Below are 20,134 nucleotides of genomic sequence, written 5' to 3'. Positions count from 1 at the left end.
AACTGCCCATGACCGACGTGTTCGCCAAGGTGGCCCTGGGGCCGCTGTTACTCGCCCAGGGCCTGTACACCCGCTGGGTCACCCCCAGGTTGCCGGAGGCCGAAGGCCCGCGCCAAGGCCGGCACGCCGACGCCTGCGGGCCGGCCCTGCGCCTGTTGATCCTCGGCGACTCCGCGGCGGCGGGCGTGGGCGCCCTTACCCAGGACGAGGCGATTGCCGGCCGGCTGGTGGCTGGTCTCGCCGGCGACTTCCAGCTGTCATGGCAGCTGCGGGCACAGTCCGGGCTGGACTCGCGACAGTTGTTCCAGCTGTTGGAGGACGGCCCGGCCGAGCCCTTCGATGTGGCCCTGGTGTCCATCGGCGTCAACGACGTCACCAGTCGCATCGTCGCGGCCGAATGGCAGGCGCGGATCTCGCGCCTGATCGCACTCTTGAGCGAGCGCTTCGAGGCCCGGCATATCGTCTTCCTGCCCGTGCCGCCCATGCACCTGTTCCCCGCCCTGCCCCAGCCGCTGCGCTGGTACCTGGGCCTCAGGGCCCGGCGTTTCAACAGCCTGCTGGTCGAACTGCTGGCCGGCCAGGATCGCTGCGCATTGCTGGCGACCCGCTTCCAGCCGGCCACCAGCCTGATGGCCGGGGACGGCTTCCACCCCTCCCCGGCGCTCTACCAGATCCTCGCGGATGAAGCGGCGCGGGTCATTCGCCAGCGTTGCAGCCGCTAAGCCGCTCCCTCTCTCCCACACACCCGCACCCGCCCTGGACGCCGGCCAACAAACTCCGGGGTTTCGCGCATGGTGCCCGGCGGCGTGCCCGATATCATTTGCTGGCCGGTTCGCAGCAGCCTGCCGGCGCCGAATCGACGCCCTGACGTTCACCTCGATACCCAACGGACCCCATACCTTATGCCCGCATCCACGCTTGCCGGTGGACGGCGTTCGAGCAGCTTTTTGTTTTGCCTGGCGCTGTCCCTGATGGTGCCCCTGATGAACAGCAGTGCTCCGACGCCGCTCTACCCCTTCTACAAAGAGCAGTTCGACCTGAGCGCGCTGGACCTGACGCTGATTTTCGGCGCCTATGGCATCGGTGTGCTGATCGCCCTGGTGGCCATGGCGCGGATCGCCGGCAGTGTCAGCGACCTGCGCCGCCTGTTCGTTCCCGCCAGCCTGCTGGTGCTGGTGGGGGCTGCGACCTTTGCCCACGGCACCGCCCTGGGCCCGTTGTGTGCGGCGCGGTTGCTGGCCGGCCTCGGGTCGGGGGTGATGACCGCGGCGGTGAATGTGGCGCTGGTGCGTTTCAACCCGGGGCACAACGACAAGTTGCCGGCCCTGGTGGCGACCCTGGCGATGGTTTCGGGCTTGGCCCTGGGCCCCCTGGTCAGCGGCGCGGCGTTGCAGCTGGACCTGCGCCCCCTGTCTGCGCCTTTCTGGCTGATCGCCGCGCTCGGCCTGGCTTCGGCGGTCGCGACCCTGATCCTCTGGCCATCCCGGGCGGCCAGCGATGCGGCGGCACCCGCGGTGGCAAACACCCGCCCGGCCAGCCTCAGGCAAGCCTTGCGCGGCATCGGCCTGCCCTTTCACTTGTGCGCCTGGAGTGTGTTCTTCAGCTGGTCCTTCGCCGCCTGCGTGTTCGTGATCGGCCCGCAGGTGGCGCAGCAGGTGTTCGGCCTGGAGGACCGCGGAATCTTTGGTTATGTGGTCTCGGCCTATCTGCTGATCGCCGGCATCAGCCAGCTCTGTTGCCAGCGCATGGACGCGCGCCAGGCGCTGCTCAGCGGTTGGCTGTGCCAATGCCTGGCATTGCTGGTCCTGCTCCTGGCCTGCTACAGCCAGGCCCTGTACCTCGCCCTGCCGGGGCTGGCGATCGGTGGCTATGCCTATGGCGCGCTGTTCGTCGGCAATGCCCGCCTGGTCAACCAGCTGGCGCCCCGGCACAGCCACGGCAAATTGATTGCGTATTTCTACGCCACCGTCTACCTGTTCAACGCCACGCCGGTGCCCATGGGCCTGCTGGTGGACGCCTGCGGCATCGTCACCGCCAGCCACCTCGCGCTCGGGCTGTTCCTGGTCATTGGCCTGGCCTTGTTCGCCTTGGCTCGCCGTACGCGTTTTGTCGCAGGCGCCGAGCACACTTGATCGGGGCTGGTGAGCGGCGTTCAGAAACCTTTGCCGAAGACGGACAGAACGCACCCTCGAAGGCCCTGTCCCTAGCGGCTAACCACTCGTCGTACGCCGCCGAACAAATTTCAACTTTTGAAAAATACCGGCACTCCCAATTAGTGTCGGCAGAAAGCATCGGACGCCAACAAGAAAGGCGGCCAGCCCGGCGGCGCCCGTGGAGGCCGTAGCTGATCGTTGAGCCTTACCTGCGAGGGCCTGGGCCCTTGCTTTCATGCCGGGCCACCGCGGCCCGGCCTTTCGAGGAGAAGCATGATGAAGATCTCTGAAGTCATGACCCGTAACGTACAGACCGCACGCCCCGAACAGACGCTGCGGGAAGTCGCCAACATGATGGCCAGCATCGACAGCGGCGCCATCCTGGTGAACAACGAGGACCGGCTGGTCGGCATGATCACCGACCGCGATATCGTCATTCGTGCCGTGGCCAAGGGCCAAAGCTGCGATATGCCGATCAGCAGCGTCATGAGCAATGACATTCGCTATTGCTTCGACGACCAGGAGGTCGACGAGGTGGCCCGCAACATGGCCGATATCCAGCTGCGGCGCCTGCCGGTGGTCAATCGCCAGAAACGCCTGGTGGGCGTGGTGTCCCTGGGCAATATCGTCAAGGCCCACGATAGCCAGGCCAACAGCACGGTGCTGCAGGGCGTGGCCAAGGCCCATTGATAGCCTGGCCCCAGACGGCAGTGGCCGAGCGGCCACTGCCGGTATCTACCCGGTGGGCCGGCGCAATGGCGAGGCAGCCGTCGGCCCCGGGTTCTGTCGTCGCCCGGTGAGACGGCGCAACGGTTGCCCCAGAGGTATTGCCCGGCGTGACCTCAACGTCGGACCTTCACCACGGCCATCAGCAGCGCCGAAGACAGCACGCCGAGGGTCATGAACACATAGGCCGCCCCGGGATTGCCGGTGAGGCCGATCAGATAGCCGACGATCCACGAGCCGACGAAGGCCCCCAGCGCGCCACAGGCGTTGATCAGGCCGATCGCCCCGCCGAACACATTGGCCGGGAGCACTTCCGGGATCAGCGCGAAAAACGGTCCGTAAGGCGCGTAGAGCGCGGCGCCGGCGACGGTCAGCAAGGCGAACGACAGCCAGAAATGGGATGGCCCCAGCAAGTACGAACAGAAGAACGCCAGCGCGCCCACCCCCAGCAGCGGCCAGACAAACGACTTGCGCCGCCCGGAGCGGTCCGAGGCCCAGGACACCGCGAGCATGGCGGCGACGGCGGCGACATAAGGCACCGCGCTCAGCCAGCCGACCGTGACAATGTCCGTGGCGGCCGCCTGCTTGATGATGGTCGGCAGCCACATGATGAAACCGTAGACGCCGATGCTCCATAAGGCATGCACCGCGCAGAGCTGGATCACCACCGGGCTGGTGAAGGCCTGGCGATAGTTGCGCACCACCTTCAGGCCTTTCTGCTCTTCGGCGAGGATGGCGGCCAAGCGGTCTTTTTCCTGCCGGCTCAGCCAGTCGACCTGCTCGGGTTTGTCCCGCGCCAGGCGCCACCAGACAAACGCCCACAGCACCGCCGGCGCGCCTTCGATGACGAACATCTCGCGCCAGCCCCAGGCATGAATCAGGTAGCCCGAGACCACCGACATCCACAGCACGGTGATCGGGTTGCCCAGTACCAGGAAGGTATTGGCCCGCGAGCGCTCCTGGCGGGTGAACCAGTTGCTGATGAAGATCAGCATCGCCGGCATCACCGCGGCTTCGACTATGCCCAGCGACACCCGGATCACCATCAGCATCGGGATATTGGTCACCAGGCCGGTGGCCATCGCACACAGGCCCCACAGGATCAGGCTGCAGAACACCAGCTTGCGCACGCTGTAGCGCTGCGCGTAGATGGCGCCGGGCACCTGGAAGAAAAAGTAGCCGAGGAAGAACAAGGCGCCGATCAGTGACGAGGTGCTCTTGCTGATGCCCAGGTCCTGCTCGATGCCCGCCGCGCTGGCGAAGCCATAGTTGGCCCGGTCCAGATAGGCCAGGCTGTAGGTGATGAAGATCAGCGGGATCAGGTACAGCCAGCGCCTGGGCGCGAAGCCCGTGGCGGTGGTTGGCGCATGCCCGGCCTGGGCGCGGGTGTGCGGCGGCAGTGCCGGTTCGTTGAGATGGCTCATGGGTGTCCCCTGTTTGTTGTTGTTTTTCAGGTATGGGTGCGGGGCTCAAACGACGCTGGTCAATCCTCCGTCGACAAAGATCGTCTGGCCATTGATGAAGTCCGAGGCCGCCGAGGCCAGGAACACCGCCGTGCCGCACAGCTCCTCGACCCGGCCCCAGCGCCCGGCCGGCGTGCGTTTGCACAGCCATTGGGAAAACCCCTGGTCGTCGATCAGCGCCCGGTTCATTTCGGTCGCGAAATAGCCCGGGGCCAGGCCGTTGGCCTGGATGCCATGGCGCGCCCATTCGGCGCACATGCCTTGGGTGAGCATCTTCACCGCGCCCTTGGACGCCGCGTACGGGGCGATGCTCGGCCGGGCCAGCGCGCTCTGCACCGAGCAGATGTTGATGATCTTGCCGCGGCGCCGGCCGATCATGTGCCGCGCCACGGCCTGGGACACATGGAACACCCCGTCCAGGTTGACCCGCATCAACGCGTGCCAGTCCTCGGCGGCGAACTCCTCCAGCGGTGCGCGCCGCTGGATGCCGGCGTTGTTCACCAGGATGTCGATGGCCCCGACCTGCGCCTCGAAGGTGTCTATGGCCTCGAACAGCCCGGCGCGATCGGTGACGTCGAACACCGCGATCTCCGCGCCAATGCCCTCGTCGCGCAACTGCCGGGCAGCGGCCTGGGCCTTGTCTCTATTACGATCGTTGATCACCACCTTGGCGCCGGCGGCGCCCAGGCCCCGGGCCAGTTCCAGGCCAATGCCCTTGCCCGAACCGGTGATCAGGGCCCTTCTCCCATCCAGCTGGAAACAACCGGGATTGAATGACATGCTTTTCTCCGCAAGACGGCCGCTGTTTTTTAAATGGGCCTTGCGGGCACTTCAACGCAGCTGGCGGGTGCTGTCCAATCGTCATTGGTGATCTGGTAATCAACCTTCGTGATCACCGCCTCGAATCGTTTTCAGCCTGGAGTCGCCCGATGGAAATCAAACACCTGCGCTCGTTCGTGACCCTGGCAGAGGAGCTGCATTTCGGCCGCGCGGCGCAACGGCTGGCCATCGTCCAGCCGGCCTTGAGCATGCAGATCAAGCTGCTGGAGGAGGAATTGGGCGTGCGCCTGTTCGAACGCAACCGCCACGCCGTGGCACTGACCGAGGTCGGGGCGATCTTCCTGCCGGAGGCCCGCGCGACCTTGCATCAGGCGGCTCACGCGATGGATGTGGCCAGGGCTTCGGGCCGTGGGGAAATCGGCCGCGTGCGCCTGGGGTTCGTTTCCTCGGTACTGCCGGAGTTCCTGCCGGCGCTGATCCGCGCCCTGCATCAGCGCTTCCCGCGCATCGAGCTGGAACTCAAGGACATGCCGGGGCCGGACCAGGCCGCGGCGCTGAAAAACGGCCAGCTGGACTTCGGCCTGATGCGCCTGCCGGCGATCATTCCCGGCATCCAGACCCGGGAGGTGTTGCAGGAGCGTTTCATGGTCGCACTGCCCAGCGATCATCCGCTGGCCTCGTGCGCCACCCTGCAACCGGCGGCGCTGGCACAACTGCCGGTGTTGATCCTGGCCAGGCGTTACGCCCCGGGCTTTCACGATCAACTGATGCAAGTGCTGAACAGCCATGGCCGGCAACTGGAAGTCGCCGCGGAACTGGGCGAGTTCACCACCATGCTCGCCCTGGTGTCCGCCGGGCTCGGCATTGGCTTGCTGCCCGCCCACGCCGGGCGCGCAGTACCCGCCAACGTCGTGGTCCGCCCCCTGGAACTGGGGGATTACCGGGCGACCACTGGCCTGGCCTGGGTGGAACTGGACAATGCCCTGAAAAGCACCGTGTTCGGGGTGATCGGCGACGTGTTCTTTCAGGGCCGCGGGCAATGATTTTCGGCGACAACCCTGGACCGAGGATTTTCTCCTGGCAGCCCCGCTCCAGGATTATCGGCATGCTAAAGTCGGTTAAATTTTGTCAATCGTCCAAAAAGGTGCCCCATGGATCCGCTTTCCGGTGTCCTTTCGCTGCTGAGAATCCGTAACTACCATTCGGCGGCCTTGAAGCTGGGCGGCGACTGGGCCTTCGACTTTCCCAGCCGGGCCGGCATCAAGTTCACGGCCGTGGTCAAGGGCAGCTGCTGGGTCAAGGTCAGTGGCGAACAAGCGCCGCAGCACCTCCAGCAAGGCGATTGTTTCCTGATGACCCGGGGCCTGCCCTTTACCTTGTCCAGCGATCTGTCTGTGCCGGCCATGGATTCCGCAGGCTTCTTTCAAACCCCGGCCCCGGACGAGCTCACCCTCGATTACGGCGGCGACGATGTGCAACTGGTGGGCGGGCGTTTCGACTTCACCGGCATTCCCACCCGGTTCCTGCTCAGTACCCTGCCCTCGCTGGTGCATGTGCAGGGCCACTCGCCGCAGGCGTCGATCCTGCGCTGGGCGCTGGAACGCTTTACCGCCGAACTGCAACAGCAGCGGCCCGGCCGCTCGCTGATGAACGAGCACCTGGCGCACATCATGCTGGTCGAGGTGCTGCGAGCCCACCTCGCGGCCCTGGAACGCAACGGCCTGGACCGCGATGACATGGGCTGGTTTTTCGGCCTGGCGGACCGCAACCTCAGCGCCGCCCTGAGCGCCCTGCACGCCGCTCCGGCGCGACGCTGGACAGTCGAGCAGCTGGCGCGGCTGGCGGCCATGTCGCGCTCGGCCTTTGCCCTGCGCTTCAAGCAGATCGTCGGCGCCGCGCCGATGGAATACCTGACCCACTGGCGCATGCTGCTGGCCGGCGATCGCCTGAGAAACTCCAGCGACTCGGTGGCGACCATCGCGTTTTCCCTGGGCTATGAATCGGAGAGCGCCTTCAGCACCGCGTTCAAGCGGGTCATGTCGCACTCGCCACGCCAGTACCAGCGCGAGCAGTCGGCCACCGTCGAGGCTGATTCCAAGGCTGATTCCAAGGCTGACTCCAAGGTTTAGTGCAGACCGCCGCCGATCACCAGGATTTCGCCGGTGATCCACCCGGCGTCACTGGACGCGAGGAAGGCCACCGCGGGTGCAATGTCCTCGGGCTTGCCGATCCGCCCCAGGGGGGTGATGGCTTCGATCTTCTGCCGGAAGGCATCCTCGAAAAAACCGCTGGCGTGCACGCCTTCGGTGACCACCAGCCCGGGGTTGACCGAGTTGACCCGGATGTTCTTCGGCCCCAGTTCGTTGGCCAGGGTCCTGGTGATGGCGTCCACCGCGCCTTTGGAGGCGGTGTAGACCGTCGAATGGGCCGGGGTGAACGAAGTGACGCTGGAGCTGATGTTGACGATGCTGCCGCCGTCCGGGTTGAACACGCCGACCGCTTCGCGGGTGCACTGAATCAGGCCCAGGACGTTGAGGTTGAACTGGCGGTGGAACTCCTGTTCATCGATCTCGGCCAGGGGCGCGGTGGAATAGACGCCGGCGTTGTTCACCAGGATATCGAGATGGCCGTGCTCATGGACGATGGCCTTGAACAGCGCCTTCACTTCCAGGGCATTGGCGACATCCGCCTGGATGGCATGGGCGCGACCGCCCGCCTGCAGGACCTCTTCGACCACCCGCTCGGCCTCTTCGCGCCCGCGGCTGTAGTTGACGATCACCGTGGCGCCGTCCCTGGCCAGCTGCTTGGCGATGGCGGCGCCGATACCTTTGGACGAGCCGGTGACCAGGGCGATTTTCTTGTGCAGTCTTTTCATTCTCGTGTGCTTCTCTTGCAGGTTCAGAAACGCTGACCAGGCCTTGAACAACTGGCCTTTGGTCGACGAACCCAGCTTATGAGCGACGCCACGAACGGGTAATAGCCGGTCCTCCAGAATAGCTTCGCCATCGTCCAGAGACGCGGCGACCCTTTGCACCACCGCTTCTTCGATGGCCCGCTCATAAGCTGCAGGGCGTGGCCAAGGCCCATTGATATCCTGGCCACAGCCGGTGTTTACCGGTGGGCTGATGGCATCCAGGCGTTGACTGGCCAACCTTCGGTCCCCAGGCGGGAACGCCCTCTCTTCGGCGACGTCTTCTCTGTATCGACCCTGGCAATTCAGATCCTCTACCTGGAAGGAGGCTGCGCCATGAACCCACGCAAAGGCCGGCAGGAGATCTCCGGGCGTGGCAAGGAGCCTGTCAGTAGGCTCCAGGCCTTGCTGCGCCGATACGCCGAACCCTTGCCCGCCCTCGAATCCGCGGCTTTCGGCGAGCTGTTCGACCGTTATGCCGACGCCAGGGTGGTGCTGATCGGCGAAGCCAGCCACGGCACCCGTGAGTTCTATCGAACCCGCGCGGCCATCAGCCAACGGCTGATCACCCACCACGGCTTCGGCATCGTCGCCATCGAGGCCGATTGGCCCGACGCCGGGCACATCGACCGGCATGTGCGCGACCTGGGCCCGTCCACCGCCGGGCAGCAGGCGTTCAGCCGCTTTCCGAGCTGGATGTGGCGCAACGTCGAGGTGTGCGACTTCATCCGTTGGCTGCACCGCCACAATCGCCCCCTGCCCGCGCAGCAGCGCGTCGAGTTTCGTGGACTGGATGTCTACAGCCTGCGCAACTCCATCAGCGAAGTACTGGCCTACCTCGATCGCACCGACGCCCGGCTGGCGCATGAAGCACGTCACCGTTATGGCTGCCTGACGCCCTGGCAGGACGACCCGGCGCTGTATGGCCATTTCGTCGAGCGCGGGCACGAGGCTTCCTGCGAGGAGGCGGTGGTCCAGCAGTTGAACACCTTGTTGAGCGAACGCCTTGCCAGCAACCCTGAAGCGCTGTTCAGCGCCACTCAGAATGCCCGGGTCGTACGCTCTGCCGAACAGTACTACCGGGCCATGTACCGAAGCTCGGCCGCCTCCTGGAACCTGCGCGACAAGCACATGTTCGATACCTTGCAAGCCTTGCTCGCGCACCGCGGCGCGGGCGCCAAGGCAGTGGTCTGGGCGCATAACTCGCACATCGGCAACGCAGCGGCGACCGACATGGGCTGGCGCGGCGAATTCAACATCGGCCAGCTGTGCCGCACGGCCTACGGCGACGCTGCGGTGCTGATCGGCATGAGCACCGACCGCGGCCAGGTGGTGGCCGCTGATAACTGGGACGGTGACATGGGGGTCAAGGAGGTGCGGCCTTCCCTTGCGGACAGCTGGGAGCAGCAGTTTCTCCAGGCGGGCATTCCCGCCTCGCTGACTGACTGGCGCGCCCCCGAGCGCGAAGACCTGCGCCAGGCGCTATCCGAGCCGCTGCTGGAGCGGGCGATCGGCGTCATCTACCGGCCCGCGACGGAGCGCCAGAGCCATTATTTCCAGGCGGTGCTGGGCGAGCAGTTCGATGCGCTGGTCTGGCATGAAACAACCGGCGCCGTTACCCCGCTGCCGGTGGCGAGCGGTCTCAGTCATGAAGAAGACACCTTTCCTTTCGGGGTATAAGCCTCCCCCTTGGCGATGAAGAACCCCAGCGAGGGCCCCACCATGAACCACGAATCGTACAATCCGAAAGCATCCACATCGACCTCCGGGACCGCCCCCGAAGAACGCCCCGGGCAGCCGGACCCTGGCGACGAGGAAGAGCAGAACCATGGCGTCGATGACGCCGCCACGCCAGACCCTGCGCCAGGCAATGAGCAGGAGGCCGAGGACATCGCCAGGAAAATCGCCGAGATAGAAAGGAAGGTCGCCGATGGCAACTGAGCCCCTCGGCCTGGCAGCACTCAGCGCCCCTGCGGCTCTTCGAGCATGCGCTTGGGGTGCATGCCATTGACCATGCCCATGAACGGCGCGTGGATCGAGTAACCGAGCATGCGCTGGATGTGTTCGCTGCATTGCCGGGCGACGTGGCGCGGGGTCGACAGGATGAAGTTCTCCTGCTGGCGCGCCCAGGGTTCGCAGTACTGCGCCGTCAGCGCCAGGCGTGGCGCGCCGCTGCGATTGGCGCCGCCGCCGTGCCAGAGGGTGCCGAGGAAAAACACCACCGAGCCCTTGGGCATGACCACCGGCAGCACGGCGGCCTGTTCGGCGGCGGTGGGCAGGCGCCCGTCCCACAGATGGCTGCCGGGAATCACCACGGTGGCGCCGTTGTCGCCGGTGAAGTCGTCCAGGGCCATGATCGTCGCCGCGCCATAGGCCGGCCGCGGGCGGGCCATGGGATAGAAGGCATCGTCGTAATGCAGGTGCTGGGCGCACTCGCCCGGCAGGATATTGATCGCCTGCAGCTGCGACAGCAGGTAATTGGGCGCCAGGAGTCGGTCCAGCAGGCCCAGGATCAGCGGGTGCTCCACCAGCCCATCGCAGACCCGCGTTTTCGCAATCACCGCGTACAACCGCTGGGTGCGTGCGCCCTCGAACGAGTTGCGCCCGGTCTGGCAGAAACGTCCCAGCAGATCCTCGCGCATGCGACTAACCTGCTGCTCATCGAACAGCCGTTCGAGCACCACGAAGCCGTCGCATTGCAGGCGGGCCATCAGCTCGTCGAGTTGCGCGGCGGGCACGGCGGGCTGGGTACCGGCGGTCGACCTATAGGTCCTGGCGCATCCGTTGCTCATGTAGTCGTGCCGCTCGGGCAAGGTTGTTGTTGTCATCGACTGGCTCCTTGGGAGTGGGTCGTATCAATCTGCAGGACGCCGGAGTGGCCGCCAATGACGCTTTGCCTCAACTGACATGACCCGCCCTTACCCGCACTGGATCGTCGCCCCGACCATTCCCGCGCGTTTTGTGCGCGAGATGCTGGGGCAACTGCGTCTCGACGCCGACGCACGCGCCGCGCTGCTCGAGCGCTGCGACTTGCCCAGGGAGGCCCTGCGCGACGGCTATCGCGTGGCGCCGCTCAACTACCGCGCCTTGAGTCGCCTGGCCGTGGGCGTCGGCGCCGACGAAGCCTTGGGGTTCTTCGCCCGCACCGTGCCGCCGGGCAGCTTCGAGCAATTGCTGCGGCTGCTGGTGCATCTGCCGACCCTGGCCGATGCCTTCGAAGAGGCCGCGCGCTTCTACAAGCTGTTCGACGATTCGCCGCCCTGGCGCCTGGAAAAGCACGCCAGGATTGCCCGCCTGGTGCTGACGCCGCGCCCCGGGGCGCAAACCGACTCGGTGCTCTGGCCGCATATGCTGCTGTTGGCGCTCTGGCACACCGGCAGCTGGCTCACCGGCGAAACCCTGCCGCTGCGGCGGATCGTCCTGCCCGGGCACCTCGGCGCCTTCACCGCGCAAACGCGCTTTCTGTTCGGCCGCCAACCGACTTTCGCCACGCAGGCATGGCTGGAGCTACCGGCGGTAAACCTGCAGGCGCCGCTGATGCGCCGGCCGTCGGAAGCGGCGCGCTTCGCCCGCCACCTGTTGCCGGCGGTGATCGCCCCCGGCCCGCTGGCCAGCTTCGAAGCCCACCTGCGCGCCTTGCTGTGCGCCGCCGAGCCCTTTGCCGGGCTGTCGGAACTCGAGGCGGCCAGGGCCCTGGGCATTTCGCGGCAGACCCTGGCCCGCCGCCTGGCAGCGCTCGGCGTGACCTTCCTCGGGGTGCGCGATGAATTGCGCCGGGACCTGGCCTGCACCCTGCTCGCCCGCGGCTCGGTGAGCGTCGCCAAATTGGCCGAACGCCTGGGCTACTCGGAACCCAGCGCCTTCCAGCGCGCCTTCAAACAGTGGACCGGGCTGCCACCGGGGGCCTATCGTGGCGGCCGGCGCTGAACGGCTGGTTTCCCCTTAGGGATTTTTTCACCGCCCCCGTTCTCGAACACCGCGTAAACCGGCATGCTGCGCCACCCTGATCGCCATGGCAGCGGGCCGCCCACCGGGGAATTTATGCCGCGATGGCGCGGTCTATGCTCGTCAGGGCTGGTGAACAGCAAAAGAGGACATGACAGATGCAGCGAGTGAGACAGAACCGCTGGGGGATGGGGCTGTTGGCCCTGTTGCTGTGTATTGCGCTGCCGGCCTTCGCGGCCCCGGCGTCCGGGCCGCAGAGTGTTGCCCGCAACCAGCTGCCGCTGCTGGCCGAGGGCGCGGATCTTGAGCAGCTCAACGACCGGCTGGAGCTGATCCGCCAGAGCGTGTCGGCGAGCGGTAACGACGACCTGCTCTCGGACCTGCGCCAGGCCGCGCTGCAAGTGCAGAAGCAGGCCGACAGCCTGATCGCCCTGCGCGCCACCGATATCGAGCGCCTGGACGACCAGCTCAAGGTCCTCGGCCCACCGTTGCCCGACGAAGCGCCCAGCCTGACCAGCCAGCGCCAGGTGCTGAGCGCGCAGAAGGACAACCTGCTCGACGAAGAGCGCCAGGCCAACCTGCTCAGCCAGTCCGGCCGCGACCTCGCCGCGCAGATCATCAACCTGCGGCGCAGCCTGTTCAATTCGCAGATCAGCACTCGCTCGGCGAGCCCCCTCAGCCCGGCCTTCTGGTCCACGCTGATCCGCCCGACCGAGGATGACCTCGGGCGCTTGAACCGCCTCTACGACGAAGTCTGGACCGCGTTCGAGACGGCGCTGGCTCCCGGCAATCGCGGGTTGTTCATTACCACGCTGGTCATCGCGGCGCTGATCTGGGTGGTCGGCCGGCGCCTGCTGGAACGCCTGGCGATCTGGTCGATGATCCGCTGGCTGCCCGAAGGCCGCCTGCGCCGCAGCGCCCTGGCGCTGACCGTGGGGCTAGCGACCATCGTCACCATCAATGCCGCCGCCTCGCTGCTGCGCTGGGGGCTGGTCAACAGCGCGACGCTGAGCGCCGATGTGCTCAACCTGATCGGCCAGTGGCTGACCCTGCTGATTTTCTGCTCCTTCATCGTCGGCCTCGGCCGCGCCATGTTGATGTTGTCGCGGCCGTCCTGGCGCCTGCCGCCGATTCCCGATCAGATCGCCACGGCCCTGGGGCCGTTCCCGCTGATCCTCGCGCTGGCGCTGCTGCTCACCGCCGGCGAGGAGCGGATCAACAGCGTGATCGCCAGCAGCCTGGCCCTGACCGTGGCGGTCAACGGCCTGACAGCGCTGGTCACCGCGCTGATCTTTTTCTTCGCCCTGCTGCGCCATCGCCGTACCCGCCGGCGCTTCGAGCTGGAGCGCCCCACCGGCATCGCCGGGCTGCTGCCCTTCATCGTGGCGGTCTGGGTGGCGGTGATCCTGCTGTCGCTGCTCAGCGGCTACCTGAGCCTGGCGTACTTCCTCACCGTCAAGCTGCTGTGGATCAGCGTAGTGACCACCAGCGCCTACCTGCTGATCGCCTGCTTCGGCGACCTCTGCGAAACCCTGCTGTCGCCCAAGCAGCCCGGCGGCCTGGCGCTGGCGGCGGCCCTGGGCCTGTCGCCGCGCCACCAGGCCCAGGCCACCACCGTGCTGGCGGGCATCGGCCGGACCCTGCTGCTGTTCACCGCGGCGCTGCTGGCGTTCATGCCGTCCGGCTCGAGCCCGGGGGAACTGCTGGAAGGCTTCACCCAGCTGGATGTCAGCGGCCGGTCCCTGGGCAACCTCAACATCGTGCCCCAGGACCTGCTGCTGGCGGCGGCGTTCCTGGTCGGCGGGATGTTCGCCGTGCGGGTGCTCAAGCGCTGGCTGAGCGAGCGGCTGCTGCCGGAAACCAACATGGACGCCGGCATGCGTGCCTCGCTGGTGACCCTGGTCGGCTACATCGGCTTTGTCCTGCTGGCGATCGTGGTGATGTCAACCCTGCGGATCAACCTGACCAACCTGACCTGGGTGGTCAGCGCCCTGTCGGTGGGTATCGGTTTCGGCCTGCAGGCCATCGTGCAGAACTTCATTTCCGGGTTGATCCTGCTCACCGAACGGCCAGTGAAGGTCGGCGACTGGGTCAGCCTGGCCGGGGTCGAGGGCGATATCCGGCGGATCAACGTGCGCGCCACGGAAATCCAGATGTCCGACCGCTCCACGGTGATCGTGCCGAACTCGCAGTTCATCTCGCAGAACGTGCGCAACGTGACCATGGATAACGCCCTGGGCGTGGTCGGCATCACCCTCACCCTGCCCCTGGAAACCGATGTGCTGCAGGTGCGCGAGCTGTTGCTGCAGGCCTATGCCGAGCACGAGGCGATTCTCAAGGCGCCGGCGACCTCGGTATCGTTCAAGGACCTGACCAGCAACGGCCTGATCATCAGCGTCAGCGGCTACGTCGGCAGCCCGCGCTCGGTGTCCGGCGCCCGCAGCGACCTGCTGTTCACCATCCTCGGGCGCCTGCGCGAAGTGGGCATCGCCCTGTCGTCGCCGCAGAACCTGATGCTGATCAGCGACAGCCAGGACAAGGCGGCTGGCGAGCCACCGGCCCAGCCTAGCGCATGAACCAGCCCCTGCAGGGCGCACTGCCGGCGAGCGCCCTGTTTTTTATCTTGCGGTGGGAAGCACTGAGCTATCGTGGCTAAGGCCCTGGCAACTTTTTTCAACGAGCCGCAGCTGTCATCGAGGAACCCGATGACAGCCCTGTTTCACTCCCGGCAAGACAAGGAACACCATGGACGGAAAACCCGACATCAGCCCCGAAGATATTGCCCTGGAGTCGAAACGACTTCCCGCACTGGCGGTCACCATCGCCTTCCTGATGGTGGTCGCAGTGTCGATTCTCAGCATTTATGGCATCCAGGTCATCAACAGCAAGGCCCATGAACTGGCGCAAGCCCGGCTGATCTCCGGCAACCTGGCCCTGTCCATGGCACAACAGGCGACCGATACCTTCGACGAAGCCAACCTGATTCTCGAAGAGCTGATCGAGCGCCTCGACGACCTGTCGCCCCAGGCCCTGGAAAAAACCCAGAAGCTGCTGAAAAAGCGCGTGTTCACCACCGAACAGTTGCACGGCCTGTTCTTCTATGACCGGGAAGGCAACTGGGTGCTCACCTCGTTCGACTACAAGCCGCCAAAGGCAAACAACTCGGACCGCGACTACTTCAAGTTCCACCGCGAGAATGCAACCCTGTCCCCCAGGGTCGGCGCGGCCCTGCGCAGCAAGACCACGGGCGACTGGGTGATCCCGTTCTCGCGCCGGGTCAACGACGCCCAGGGCAACTTCAAGGGCGTGGTGCTGGCGACCATCAAGATGGAGTACTTCGACAAGTTCTTCGATCGTTTCAGCATCGACGACAAGGGCGCGATCTTTCTCGCCCTGCCCCAGGGCACGATCATCGCCAGGCGGCCGTTCGACGAAAAGCTCATCGGTGCGTCCCTGGCCCGGGGCGAAATCTTCTCCGTGCACATACCCCGTGCCCCCGCCGACACGGTCATGGTCAAGTCGATCATCGACGGCGTCGACCGCCTGTTCGGCTATCGGGTGCTGTACAAGTACCCGCTGGTGGTGGCGGCGGCCAACTCCCAGGAGTCCATTCTCAGCAGCTGGCGTGCCGATACCTACCAACTGACCGCAATGATCGCCGTGGTGCTGCTGATCAATCTGCTGGTCGGCATCCTGTTGTTCAAGCAGGTGCGCAAGGGCCTGCGAGTGGAAAGCCATTTGAAGAAAGCCCGCTCGGTGCTGGAGACCCTGGTGTTGCAGGACGGCCTGACCGGCCTGGCCAACCGCCGGCACCTGGAGCGCAACCTGGAACTGGAGTGGCTGCGGGCGGCCCGGCAGCGCTCGTCGATCAGCCTGATCATGCTCGATATCGACCACTTCAAGAGCTTCAACGACCGCTATGGCCACGTGGCGGGCGACCATTGCATCTGCGCCGTCAGCCGGGCCATCAGCCAATGCGTGCGGCGCCCCTCGGACCTGGCGGTGCGCTACGGCGGCGAAGAGTTCGCGGTGCTGCTGCCGGACACCGAGCCTGGCGGCGCCTACGTGCTGGCCGAGAGCATCCGCCTGGCGGTACAGGAACTGGCGATCGAGCATGTCGACAACCCCGGCGGCGTCGTGACCATCAGCCTCGGCGTCTACAGCTGCGTGCCCGCCACGCCCGAGTTCAAGACCCTCTTGATGCAGGCCGACTCGGCGCTGTACATGGCCAAGCGCGCGGGGCGCAACCAGACCGTACCAACCTCGTGAGGAGCTGCAAGCTCTAAGCTGCAAGCTCTTCTAAGCTCTAAGCTTGCCGCTCGTAGCTTGTAGCTTGCGGCTGCGTCTCCTCCAGCAAGCGCACGAAGTGGGTCAGGCTGCGCGATACCGTGCCGCGGCGCCAGATTAGCCAGGTCTGCAGGAAACGGAACGGCTGCGCCAGCTGCCAGATGCTCACCGTGCTGCAGCCCGGCATGCTTTCCAGCATGCTGCGCGGCATCAGCGCCAGGCCGGCGCCGGCACTGACGCAGGCCAGCATGCCGTGGTAGGACTCCATTTCGTGGATCTTGCCGGGCACCGCGCCATCCTCGCTGAACCAGCGTTCGAAGTGATGGCGGTAGGAGCAGTTGGCGCGAAAGGCGTAGATGCTCTCGCCGTTGACGTCGCGCCCGCGGGTGATGGGCGCATGCCCCAGCGGCGCGATGATGAGCATTTCCTCGTCGAACACCGGCACGCCTTCCAGGCTCGGGTGCAGCACCGGGCCATCGACGAAGGCCGCGGTCAGGCGCCCGGACAGCACGCCATCGATCATGGTCCCGGAGGGGCCGGTGGACAGGTCCAGCTCGACCTTGACGTGCTTCTGGTTATAGGCCGCCAGCAAGGCCGGAATCCGCACCGCCGCCGTGCTCTCCAGGGAGCCGAGGGAGAACGGGCCCTGGGGTTCTTCGCCAGCGACCGTCAGCCGCGCTTCCTGCACCAGGTCGAGAATCCGCCGGGCGTAGTCGAGGAAACTCCAGCCGGCCGGCGACAGGCGCAGGCGGCTTTTCTCGCGGATAAACAGCTCCACCCCCAAATCCTGCTCCAGCTGCTTGATACGCGTGGTCAGGTTGGATGGCACCCGGTGGATGAGTTGCGCCGCGGCGCTGATGCTGCCCTGCTCGGCCACCGCCTTGAAGATTTCCAGCTGCACCAGGTCCATCTCATTCTCCAAACGTGAAAGATAGGCTCTTTATTATTCAGTTTTCATAAGCCATGTACCAGCCTAACCTGCGACCATTCCCCAGCCCACAGGACGCTGCCATGACCCCGGTTTCTAGCCAGACACACGCCCTTTCGATCAACCCCGCCACGGGCGAGCAGATCGCCCATTACCCCTATGAATCCGCCGAGGCGCTGGACGCCGCCCTCGCCCGCGCCGCCTTGGCCGCCGCCCAGTGGCGCCGCAGCAGCCTGGAACAGCGCTCGGCCCTGTTGCAGGCCTTGGCCACGGCCCTGCGCGACAACGGCGAAACCCTGGCCCGCAGCATCACCCTGGAAATGGGCAAGCCAATCGCCCAGGCCCGCGGCGAGATCGAGAAGTGCGCGCAGCTCTGCGAATGGTACGCCGCCGAAGGCCCGGCGATGCTCGCCCCCGAGCCGGCCGCGGTGCCGAGCGGCAAGGCGCGCATCGAGTACCGGCCGCTGGGCCCGATCCTCGCGGTGATGCCGTGGAACTTCCCGATCTGGCAGGTGCTGCGCGGTGCGGTGCCGGCGCTGATCGCCGGCAATACCTATGTGCTCAAGCATGCGCCGAACGTCATGGGCAGCGCCTACCTGCTGCTGGAAGCCTTCCAACGCGCCGGTTTCCCGCAAGGCGTGTTCGAGGTGATCAACGTCACCGCGGACGGCGTCTCCCGGGCGATTGCCGATCCGCGGATCGCCGCCGTGACCTTGACCGGCAGCGTACGCGCCGGCATGGCCATCGGCGCCCAGGCCGGCGCGGCCCTGAAGAAATGCGTGCTGGAACTCGGCGGTTCCGACCCCTTTATCGTGCTCAACGACGCCGACCTGGACGCCGCCGTGCAGGCCGCGGTCATCGGCCGCTACCAGAACACCGGGCAAGTCTGCGCCGCCGCCAAGCGCCTGATCGTCGAGCAAGGGGTGGTCGAGGCCTTCACCGAGAAGTTCGTCGCCGCCACTCGCCAGCTGGTAGTCGGCGATCCGCTGGCCGACGCCACCTACATCGGCCCCATGGCGCGCTTCGACCTGCGCGACGAACTGGACGAACAAGTGCAGGCCACCTTGAGCGAAGGCGCGACCCTGCTGCTGGGCGGCGCCAAGGCCGAGGGCCCGGGCAACTTTTACCTGCCGACGGTGCTGGCCGGCGTCACCGACCGGATGACCTCGTTCAAGCAGGAACTGTTCGGCCCCGTGGCCTCGATCATCAGTGCCCGGGATGCCCGACACGCCCTGGAACTGGCCAACGACAGCGAATTCGGCCTGGCCTCGACTATTTACACCCGGGATGTCGCCCTGGCCGAACGCCTGACCGCCGAGCTGGAAACCGGCGGCGTGTTCATCAACGGCTATTGCGCCAGCGATCCGCGGGTGACCTTCGGCGGCGTGAAGAAAAGCGGCTTCGGCCGTGAGCTGTCGCACTTCGGCGTCCGCGAGTTCTGCAACGCGCAGACGGTGTGGCTGGACCGCAACTGATCCCCCACCCCCGACACTGTAGGAGCGAGCTTGCTCGCGATGATCGCCAACGATGACGTGAATCCAGCCTATACGCGCGGCGTTCTCAGGCTCATCGCGGGCAAGCCTCGCTCCTACAGTGGGTCTCCTGTTCCTTCAGCCACCCGTCGTGTCACGGTCAGCGGCGGTCATCGGACAGTGGCGTCGGTTCGTTCGGTGCCGGCAGATCGGGGATCATTGGCCGCTCCCTGTCATCGTCACGCCGCTTATCGCGTTCGGCATCGCCGTTGACGTTGGGATCGATCACCGGGTCGTGCCGGCGAGCCGGTTGCAGAGGGTCGGGTTCAGGAGTGCGGGGCTCGCTGGGGTCATGCATCGACTGGGACATGGTGCACCTCACGGCAGGCCCGGTGAATCCGGGCCCTACTCCGTTAGGCACCGGGCCGGGCCAGGGGGTGCAGGGCAATGGATGAGCGGTCGCCCGGCCCTCCTGGCCAGACACCTGCTCAGCGAAACTTTCGCCGCCACCCGGGCTCAATCGTAGAGCCAGGTCACGCACCGTGGCCCACACCGGGAGGCCGTCCGATGACCGAGCACATCGTGCATTTTCACTGCCAGATCGACCAGGGCACCACCGAACGCTTTCGCGACAGTTGCCTGGAAGCCATCGAACAAGGCGCCACCTCGCTGCTGCTAAATCTTTCCACCACCGGCGGCAGCACCAACTTCGGCTTCACCCTCTACACCTTTCTCAAATCGCTGCCGGTGCCGCTGTGCGCGATCAACGCCGGCAACATCGAGTCCATGGGCATCATCATGTTTCTCGCCGCCAACCGGCGCATCACCGCGCCGCATTCGCGCTTTCTGATCCATCCGATGAACTGGTACTTCAGCCAGAGCTCGGTGGATCACCAGCGCCTGCGCGAATACCTCTCCAGCCTGGACAACGACCTGGCGCGCTACGTGAAAATCTACGAGCTGGAAACCGCCGACGCGGCGACCCAGCTGGATATCTTCAAATGCCTGTCGGCCGAGGAAAAGGTCATCGCCGCCCATGAGTCGCTGGCCTACGGCATCGCCCACGAGGTGCGCCAGGTGGTCTTCGCCGACGACGTCAGGCACTGGAAAGTCTCGGGCGGCTGACCCTGTTGCCCCGGGCGACCAGGCGGCCCCGTCGCTGCGCCAAGGCCTCAACCGGACTTTTCGTTGTCCTGTTCCGGGGTTTCGTTGCCCGGTTCAGTGGCGCCCGGTTCGGGCTCTGGGCGATTGGCCGGGCTCCTGGCGAGCGGTTTCTCATCCCTGGACGCGGCCCGCCCGGGGTAGCCGGGCAACCCGTGGGCATCCTGCGGTTCCAGCGGTTCGGGGGCGCGCGTGCGATCGTTCTGCGGATCGTTGCGCGGATCAACGGGCTGGCGAGTCATAAGCACCTCCGTATCGGTCCGGACGGCATTGCCTGTTCTTGTTCGATACCGGCCCGCGCCCCGGGT

Annotated in this window: 19 protein-coding genes; 12 read left to right on the top strand and 7 right to left on the bottom strand. The window is 66.0% G+C overall.

The window, feature by feature from the left end; all coding sequences use genetic code 11:
• The first annotated feature begins 8 nt into the window (after positions 1-8).
• The 3 genes from J4E58_RS28965 (at position 9) to J4E58_RS28955 (ending at position 2,843) form a co-directional block, all read left to right on the top strand.
• A complete protein-coding gene (locus tag J4E58_RS28965) occupies positions 9-722 on the top strand; it encodes an SGNH/GDSL hydrolase family protein (protein WP_087090914.1) in 714 nt (237 codons plus the stop codon).
• Positions 723-902: 180 nt separating this feature from the next.
• Positions 903-2,132, top strand: a complete 1,230-nt coding sequence (locus J4E58_RS28960; RefSeq protein WP_087090913.1) for an MFS transporter — start codon at positions 903-905, stop codon at positions 2,130-2,132.
• Positions 2,133-2,429: 297 nt separating this feature from the next.
• Positions 2,430-2,843 (top strand): CBS domain-containing protein, encoded by a 414-nt coding sequence (locus J4E58_RS28955; RefSeq protein ID WP_007925499.1) that lies wholly within the window; start codon positions 2,430-2,432, stop codon positions 2,841-2,843.
• A gap of 152 nt (positions 2,844-2,995) precedes the next feature.
• Here J4E58_RS28955 and J4E58_RS28950 read toward each other — a convergent pair whose 3' ends face one another.
• Both J4E58_RS28950 and J4E58_RS28945 read right to left on the bottom strand, forming a co-directional pair.
• Complete coding sequence (locus J4E58_RS28950; RefSeq protein WP_087090912.1) at positions 2,996-4,303, bottom strand: MFS transporter; 1,308 nt, start codon at positions 4,301-4,303, stop codon at positions 2,996-2,998.
• Between the two features lie 45 nt (positions 4,304-4,348).
• The gene (locus J4E58_RS28945) at positions 4,349-5,122 is read right to left on the bottom strand and encodes an SDR family NAD(P)-dependent oxidoreductase (RefSeq protein ID WP_087090911.1); all 774 of its coding nucleotides are present in this window, start codon (positions 5,120-5,122) and stop codon (positions 4,349-4,351) included.
• A gap of 149 nt (positions 5,123-5,271) precedes the next feature.
• Here J4E58_RS28945 and J4E58_RS28940 point away from each other — a divergent pair, with 149 nt between their 5' ends.
• Entirely contained in the window at positions 5,272-6,165 is an 894-nt protein-coding gene (locus J4E58_RS28940) for a LysR family transcriptional regulator (RefSeq protein ID WP_087090910.1), read from the top strand.
• 108 nt (positions 6,166-6,273) lie between these two features.
• Positions 6,274-7,251 carry an AraC family transcriptional regulator gene (locus J4E58_RS28935; protein ID WP_087090909.1) on the top strand — a complete coding sequence of 326 codons (978 nt, stop codon included), beginning with the start codon at positions 6,274-6,276 and terminating at the stop codon, positions 7,249-7,251.
• Here J4E58_RS28935 and J4E58_RS28930 read toward each other — a convergent pair.
• Positions 7,248-7,997, bottom strand: a complete 750-nt coding sequence (locus J4E58_RS28930) for an SDR family NAD(P)-dependent oxidoreductase (RefSeq protein ID WP_007925493.1) — start codon at positions 7,995-7,997, stop codon at positions 7,248-7,250. The two genes, J4E58_RS28935 and J4E58_RS28930, sit on opposite strands and share 4 nt — an antisense overlap.
• Positions 7,998-8,369: 372 nt before the next feature.
• Here J4E58_RS28930 and J4E58_RS28925 point away from each other — a divergent pair, with 372 nt between their 5' ends.
• Both J4E58_RS28925 and J4E58_RS28920 read left to right on the top strand, forming a co-directional pair.
• Complete coding sequence (locus J4E58_RS28925; protein WP_102673069.1) at positions 8,370-9,713, top strand: erythromycin esterase family protein; 1,344 nt, start codon at positions 8,370-8,372, stop codon at positions 9,711-9,713.
• Between the two features lie 42 nt (positions 9,714-9,755).
• Complete coding sequence (locus tag J4E58_RS28920; RefSeq protein ID WP_087091169.1) at positions 9,756-9,974, top strand: hypothetical protein; 219 nt, start codon at positions 9,756-9,758, stop codon at positions 9,972-9,974.
• A gap of 20 nt (positions 9,975-9,994) precedes the next feature.
• Here J4E58_RS28920 and J4E58_RS28915 read toward each other — a convergent pair whose 3' ends face one another.
• On the bottom strand, positions 9,995-10,861 hold the full coding sequence (locus tag J4E58_RS28915) for a phytanoyl-CoA dioxygenase family protein (RefSeq protein ID WP_087090908.1): 867 nt from the start codon (positions 10,859-10,861) through the stop codon (positions 9,995-9,997).
• A gap of 79 nt (positions 10,862-10,940) precedes the next feature.
• Here J4E58_RS28915 and J4E58_RS28910 point away from each other — a divergent pair, with 79 nt between their 5' ends.
• From J4E58_RS28910 to J4E58_RS28900, 3 genes are all read left to right on the top strand, one after another.
• Complete coding sequence (locus tag J4E58_RS28910) at positions 10,941-11,960, top strand: AraC family transcriptional regulator (protein WP_087090907.1); 1,020 nt, start codon at positions 10,941-10,943, stop codon at positions 11,958-11,960.
• A 176-nt stretch (positions 11,961-12,136) separates the two neighbouring features.
• Positions 12,137-14,554 (top strand): DUF3772 domain-containing protein, encoded by a 2,418-nt coding sequence (locus J4E58_RS28905; RefSeq protein WP_087090906.1) that lies wholly within the window; start codon positions 12,137-12,139, stop codon positions 14,552-14,554.
• A 169-nt stretch (positions 14,555-14,723) separates the two neighbouring features.
• Entirely contained in the window at positions 14,724-16,247 is a 1,524-nt protein-coding gene (locus J4E58_RS28900) for a sensor domain-containing diguanylate cyclase (RefSeq protein ID WP_087090905.1), read from the top strand.
• Between the two features lie 37 nt (positions 16,248-16,284).
• Here the strand turns inward: J4E58_RS28900 and J4E58_RS28895 are convergent, their stop codons facing one another.
• The gene (locus J4E58_RS28895) at positions 16,285-17,175 is read right to left on the bottom strand and encodes a putrescine utilization regulator PtrR (protein ID WP_087090904.1); all 891 of its coding nucleotides are present in this window, start codon (positions 17,173-17,175) and stop codon (positions 16,285-16,287) included.
• Positions 17,176-17,276: 101 nt separating this feature from the next.
• Here J4E58_RS28895 and J4E58_RS28890 point away from each other — a divergent pair, with 101 nt between their 5' ends.
• A complete protein-coding gene (locus tag J4E58_RS28890; RefSeq protein WP_087090903.1) occupies positions 17,277-18,668 on the top strand; it encodes an aldehyde dehydrogenase family protein in 1,392 nt (463 codons plus the stop codon).
• Positions 18,669-18,825: 157 nt separating this feature from the next.
• Here the strand turns inward: J4E58_RS28890 and J4E58_RS28885 are convergent, their stop codons facing one another.
• Positions 18,826-19,035, bottom strand: coding sequence for a hypothetical protein (locus J4E58_RS28885; RefSeq protein ID WP_053261281.1), 210 nt, complete (start codon positions 19,033-19,035; stop codon positions 18,826-18,828).
• A 197-nt stretch (positions 19,036-19,232) separates the two neighbouring features.
• On the opposite strand from J4E58_RS28885, the gene J4E58_RS28880 reads away from it, so the two are divergent.
• Positions 19,233-19,790, top strand: coding sequence for an ATP-dependent Clp protease proteolytic subunit (locus J4E58_RS28880; protein WP_007925475.1), 558 nt, complete (start codon positions 19,233-19,235; stop codon positions 19,788-19,790).
• Between the two features lie 47 nt (positions 19,791-19,837).
• On the opposite strand, the gene J4E58_RS28875 is transcribed toward J4E58_RS28880, so the two are convergent.
• On the bottom strand, positions 19,838-20,068 hold the full coding sequence (locus J4E58_RS28875; RefSeq protein WP_087090902.1) for a hypothetical protein: 231 nt from the start codon (positions 20,066-20,068) through the stop codon (positions 19,838-19,840).
• Between the last annotated feature and the right edge of the window lie 66 nt (positions 20,069-20,134).

The organism is Pseudomonas sp. FW305-25 (genome assembly GCF_017351415.1).
Lineage (GTDB): Bacteria > Pseudomonadota > Gammaproteobacteria > Pseudomonadales > Pseudomonadaceae > Aquipseudomonas > Aquipseudomonas chlororaphis.
This window is presented reverse-complemented; position numbering and strand designations above follow the sequence as displayed.

Excerpts from the sequence above, each read along its gene's own strand:
- J4E58_RS28940 (WP_087090910.1), top strand. The coding sequence starts at position 5,272 with ATGGAAATCAAACACCTGCGCTCGTTCGTGACCCTGGCAGAGGAGCTG.
- J4E58_RS28955 (WP_007925499.1), top strand. The coding sequence starts at position 2,430 with ATGAAGATCTCTGAAGTCATGACCCGTAACGTACAGACCGCACGCCCC.
- J4E58_RS28895 (WP_087090904.1), bottom strand. The coding sequence starts at position 17,175 with ATGGACCTGGTGCAGCTGGAAATCTTCAAGGCGGTGGCCGAGCAGGGC.
- J4E58_RS28920 (WP_087091169.1), top strand. The coding sequence starts at position 9,756 with ATGAACCACGAATCGTACAATCCGAAAGCATCCACATCGACCTCCGGG.
- J4E58_RS28930 (WP_007925493.1), bottom strand. The coding sequence starts at position 7,997 with ATGAAAAGACTGCACAAGAAAATCGCCCTGGTCACCGGCTCGTCCAAA.
- J4E58_RS28935 (WP_087090909.1), top strand. The coding sequence starts at position 6,274 with ATGGATCCGCTTTCCGGTGTCCTTTCGCTGCTGAGAATCCGTAACTAC.
- J4E58_RS28890 (WP_087090903.1), top strand. The coding sequence starts at position 17,277 with ATGACCCCGGTTTCTAGCCAGACACACGCCCTTTCGATCAACCCCGCC.
- J4E58_RS28900 (WP_087090905.1), top strand. The coding sequence starts at position 14,724 with ATGGACGGAAAACCCGACATCAGCCCCGAAGATATTGCCCTGGAGTCG.
- J4E58_RS28885 (WP_053261281.1), bottom strand. The coding sequence starts at position 19,035 with ATGTCCCAGTCGATGCATGACCCCAGCGAGCCCCGCACTCCTGAACCC.
- J4E58_RS28915 (WP_087090908.1), bottom strand. The coding sequence starts at position 10,861 with ATGACAACAACAACCTTGCCCGAGCGGCACGACTACATGAGCAACGGA.
- J4E58_RS28945 (WP_087090911.1), bottom strand. The coding sequence starts at position 5,122 with ATGTCATTCAATCCCGGTTGTTTCCAGCTGGATGGGAGAAGGGCCCTG.
- J4E58_RS28910 (WP_087090907.1), top strand. The coding sequence starts at position 10,941 with ATGACCCGCCCTTACCCGCACTGGATCGTCGCCCCGACCATTCCCGCG.
- J4E58_RS28925 (WP_102673069.1), top strand. The coding sequence starts at position 8,370 with ATGAACCCACGCAAAGGCCGGCAGGAGATCTCCGGGCGTGGCAAGGAG.
- J4E58_RS28950 (WP_087090912.1), bottom strand. The coding sequence starts at position 4,303 with ATGAGCCATCTCAACGAACCGGCACTGCCGCCGCACACCCGCGCCCAG.
- J4E58_RS28880 (WP_007925475.1), top strand. The coding sequence starts at position 19,233 with ATGACCGAGCACATCGTGCATTTTCACTGCCAGATCGACCAGGGCACC.
- J4E58_RS28965 (WP_087090914.1), top strand. The coding sequence starts at position 9 with ATGACCGACGTGTTCGCCAAGGTGGCCCTGGGGCCGCTGTTACTCGCC.
- J4E58_RS28875 (WP_087090902.1), bottom strand. The coding sequence starts at position 20,068 with ATGACTCGCCAGCCCGTTGATCCGCGCAACGATCCGCAGAACGATCGC.
- J4E58_RS28960 (WP_087090913.1), top strand. The coding sequence starts at position 903 with ATGCCCGCATCCACGCTTGCCGGTGGACGGCGTTCGAGCAGCTTTTTG.
- J4E58_RS28905 (WP_087090906.1), top strand. The coding sequence starts at position 12,137 with ATGCAGCGAGTGAGACAGAACCGCTGGGGGATGGGGCTGTTGGCCCTG.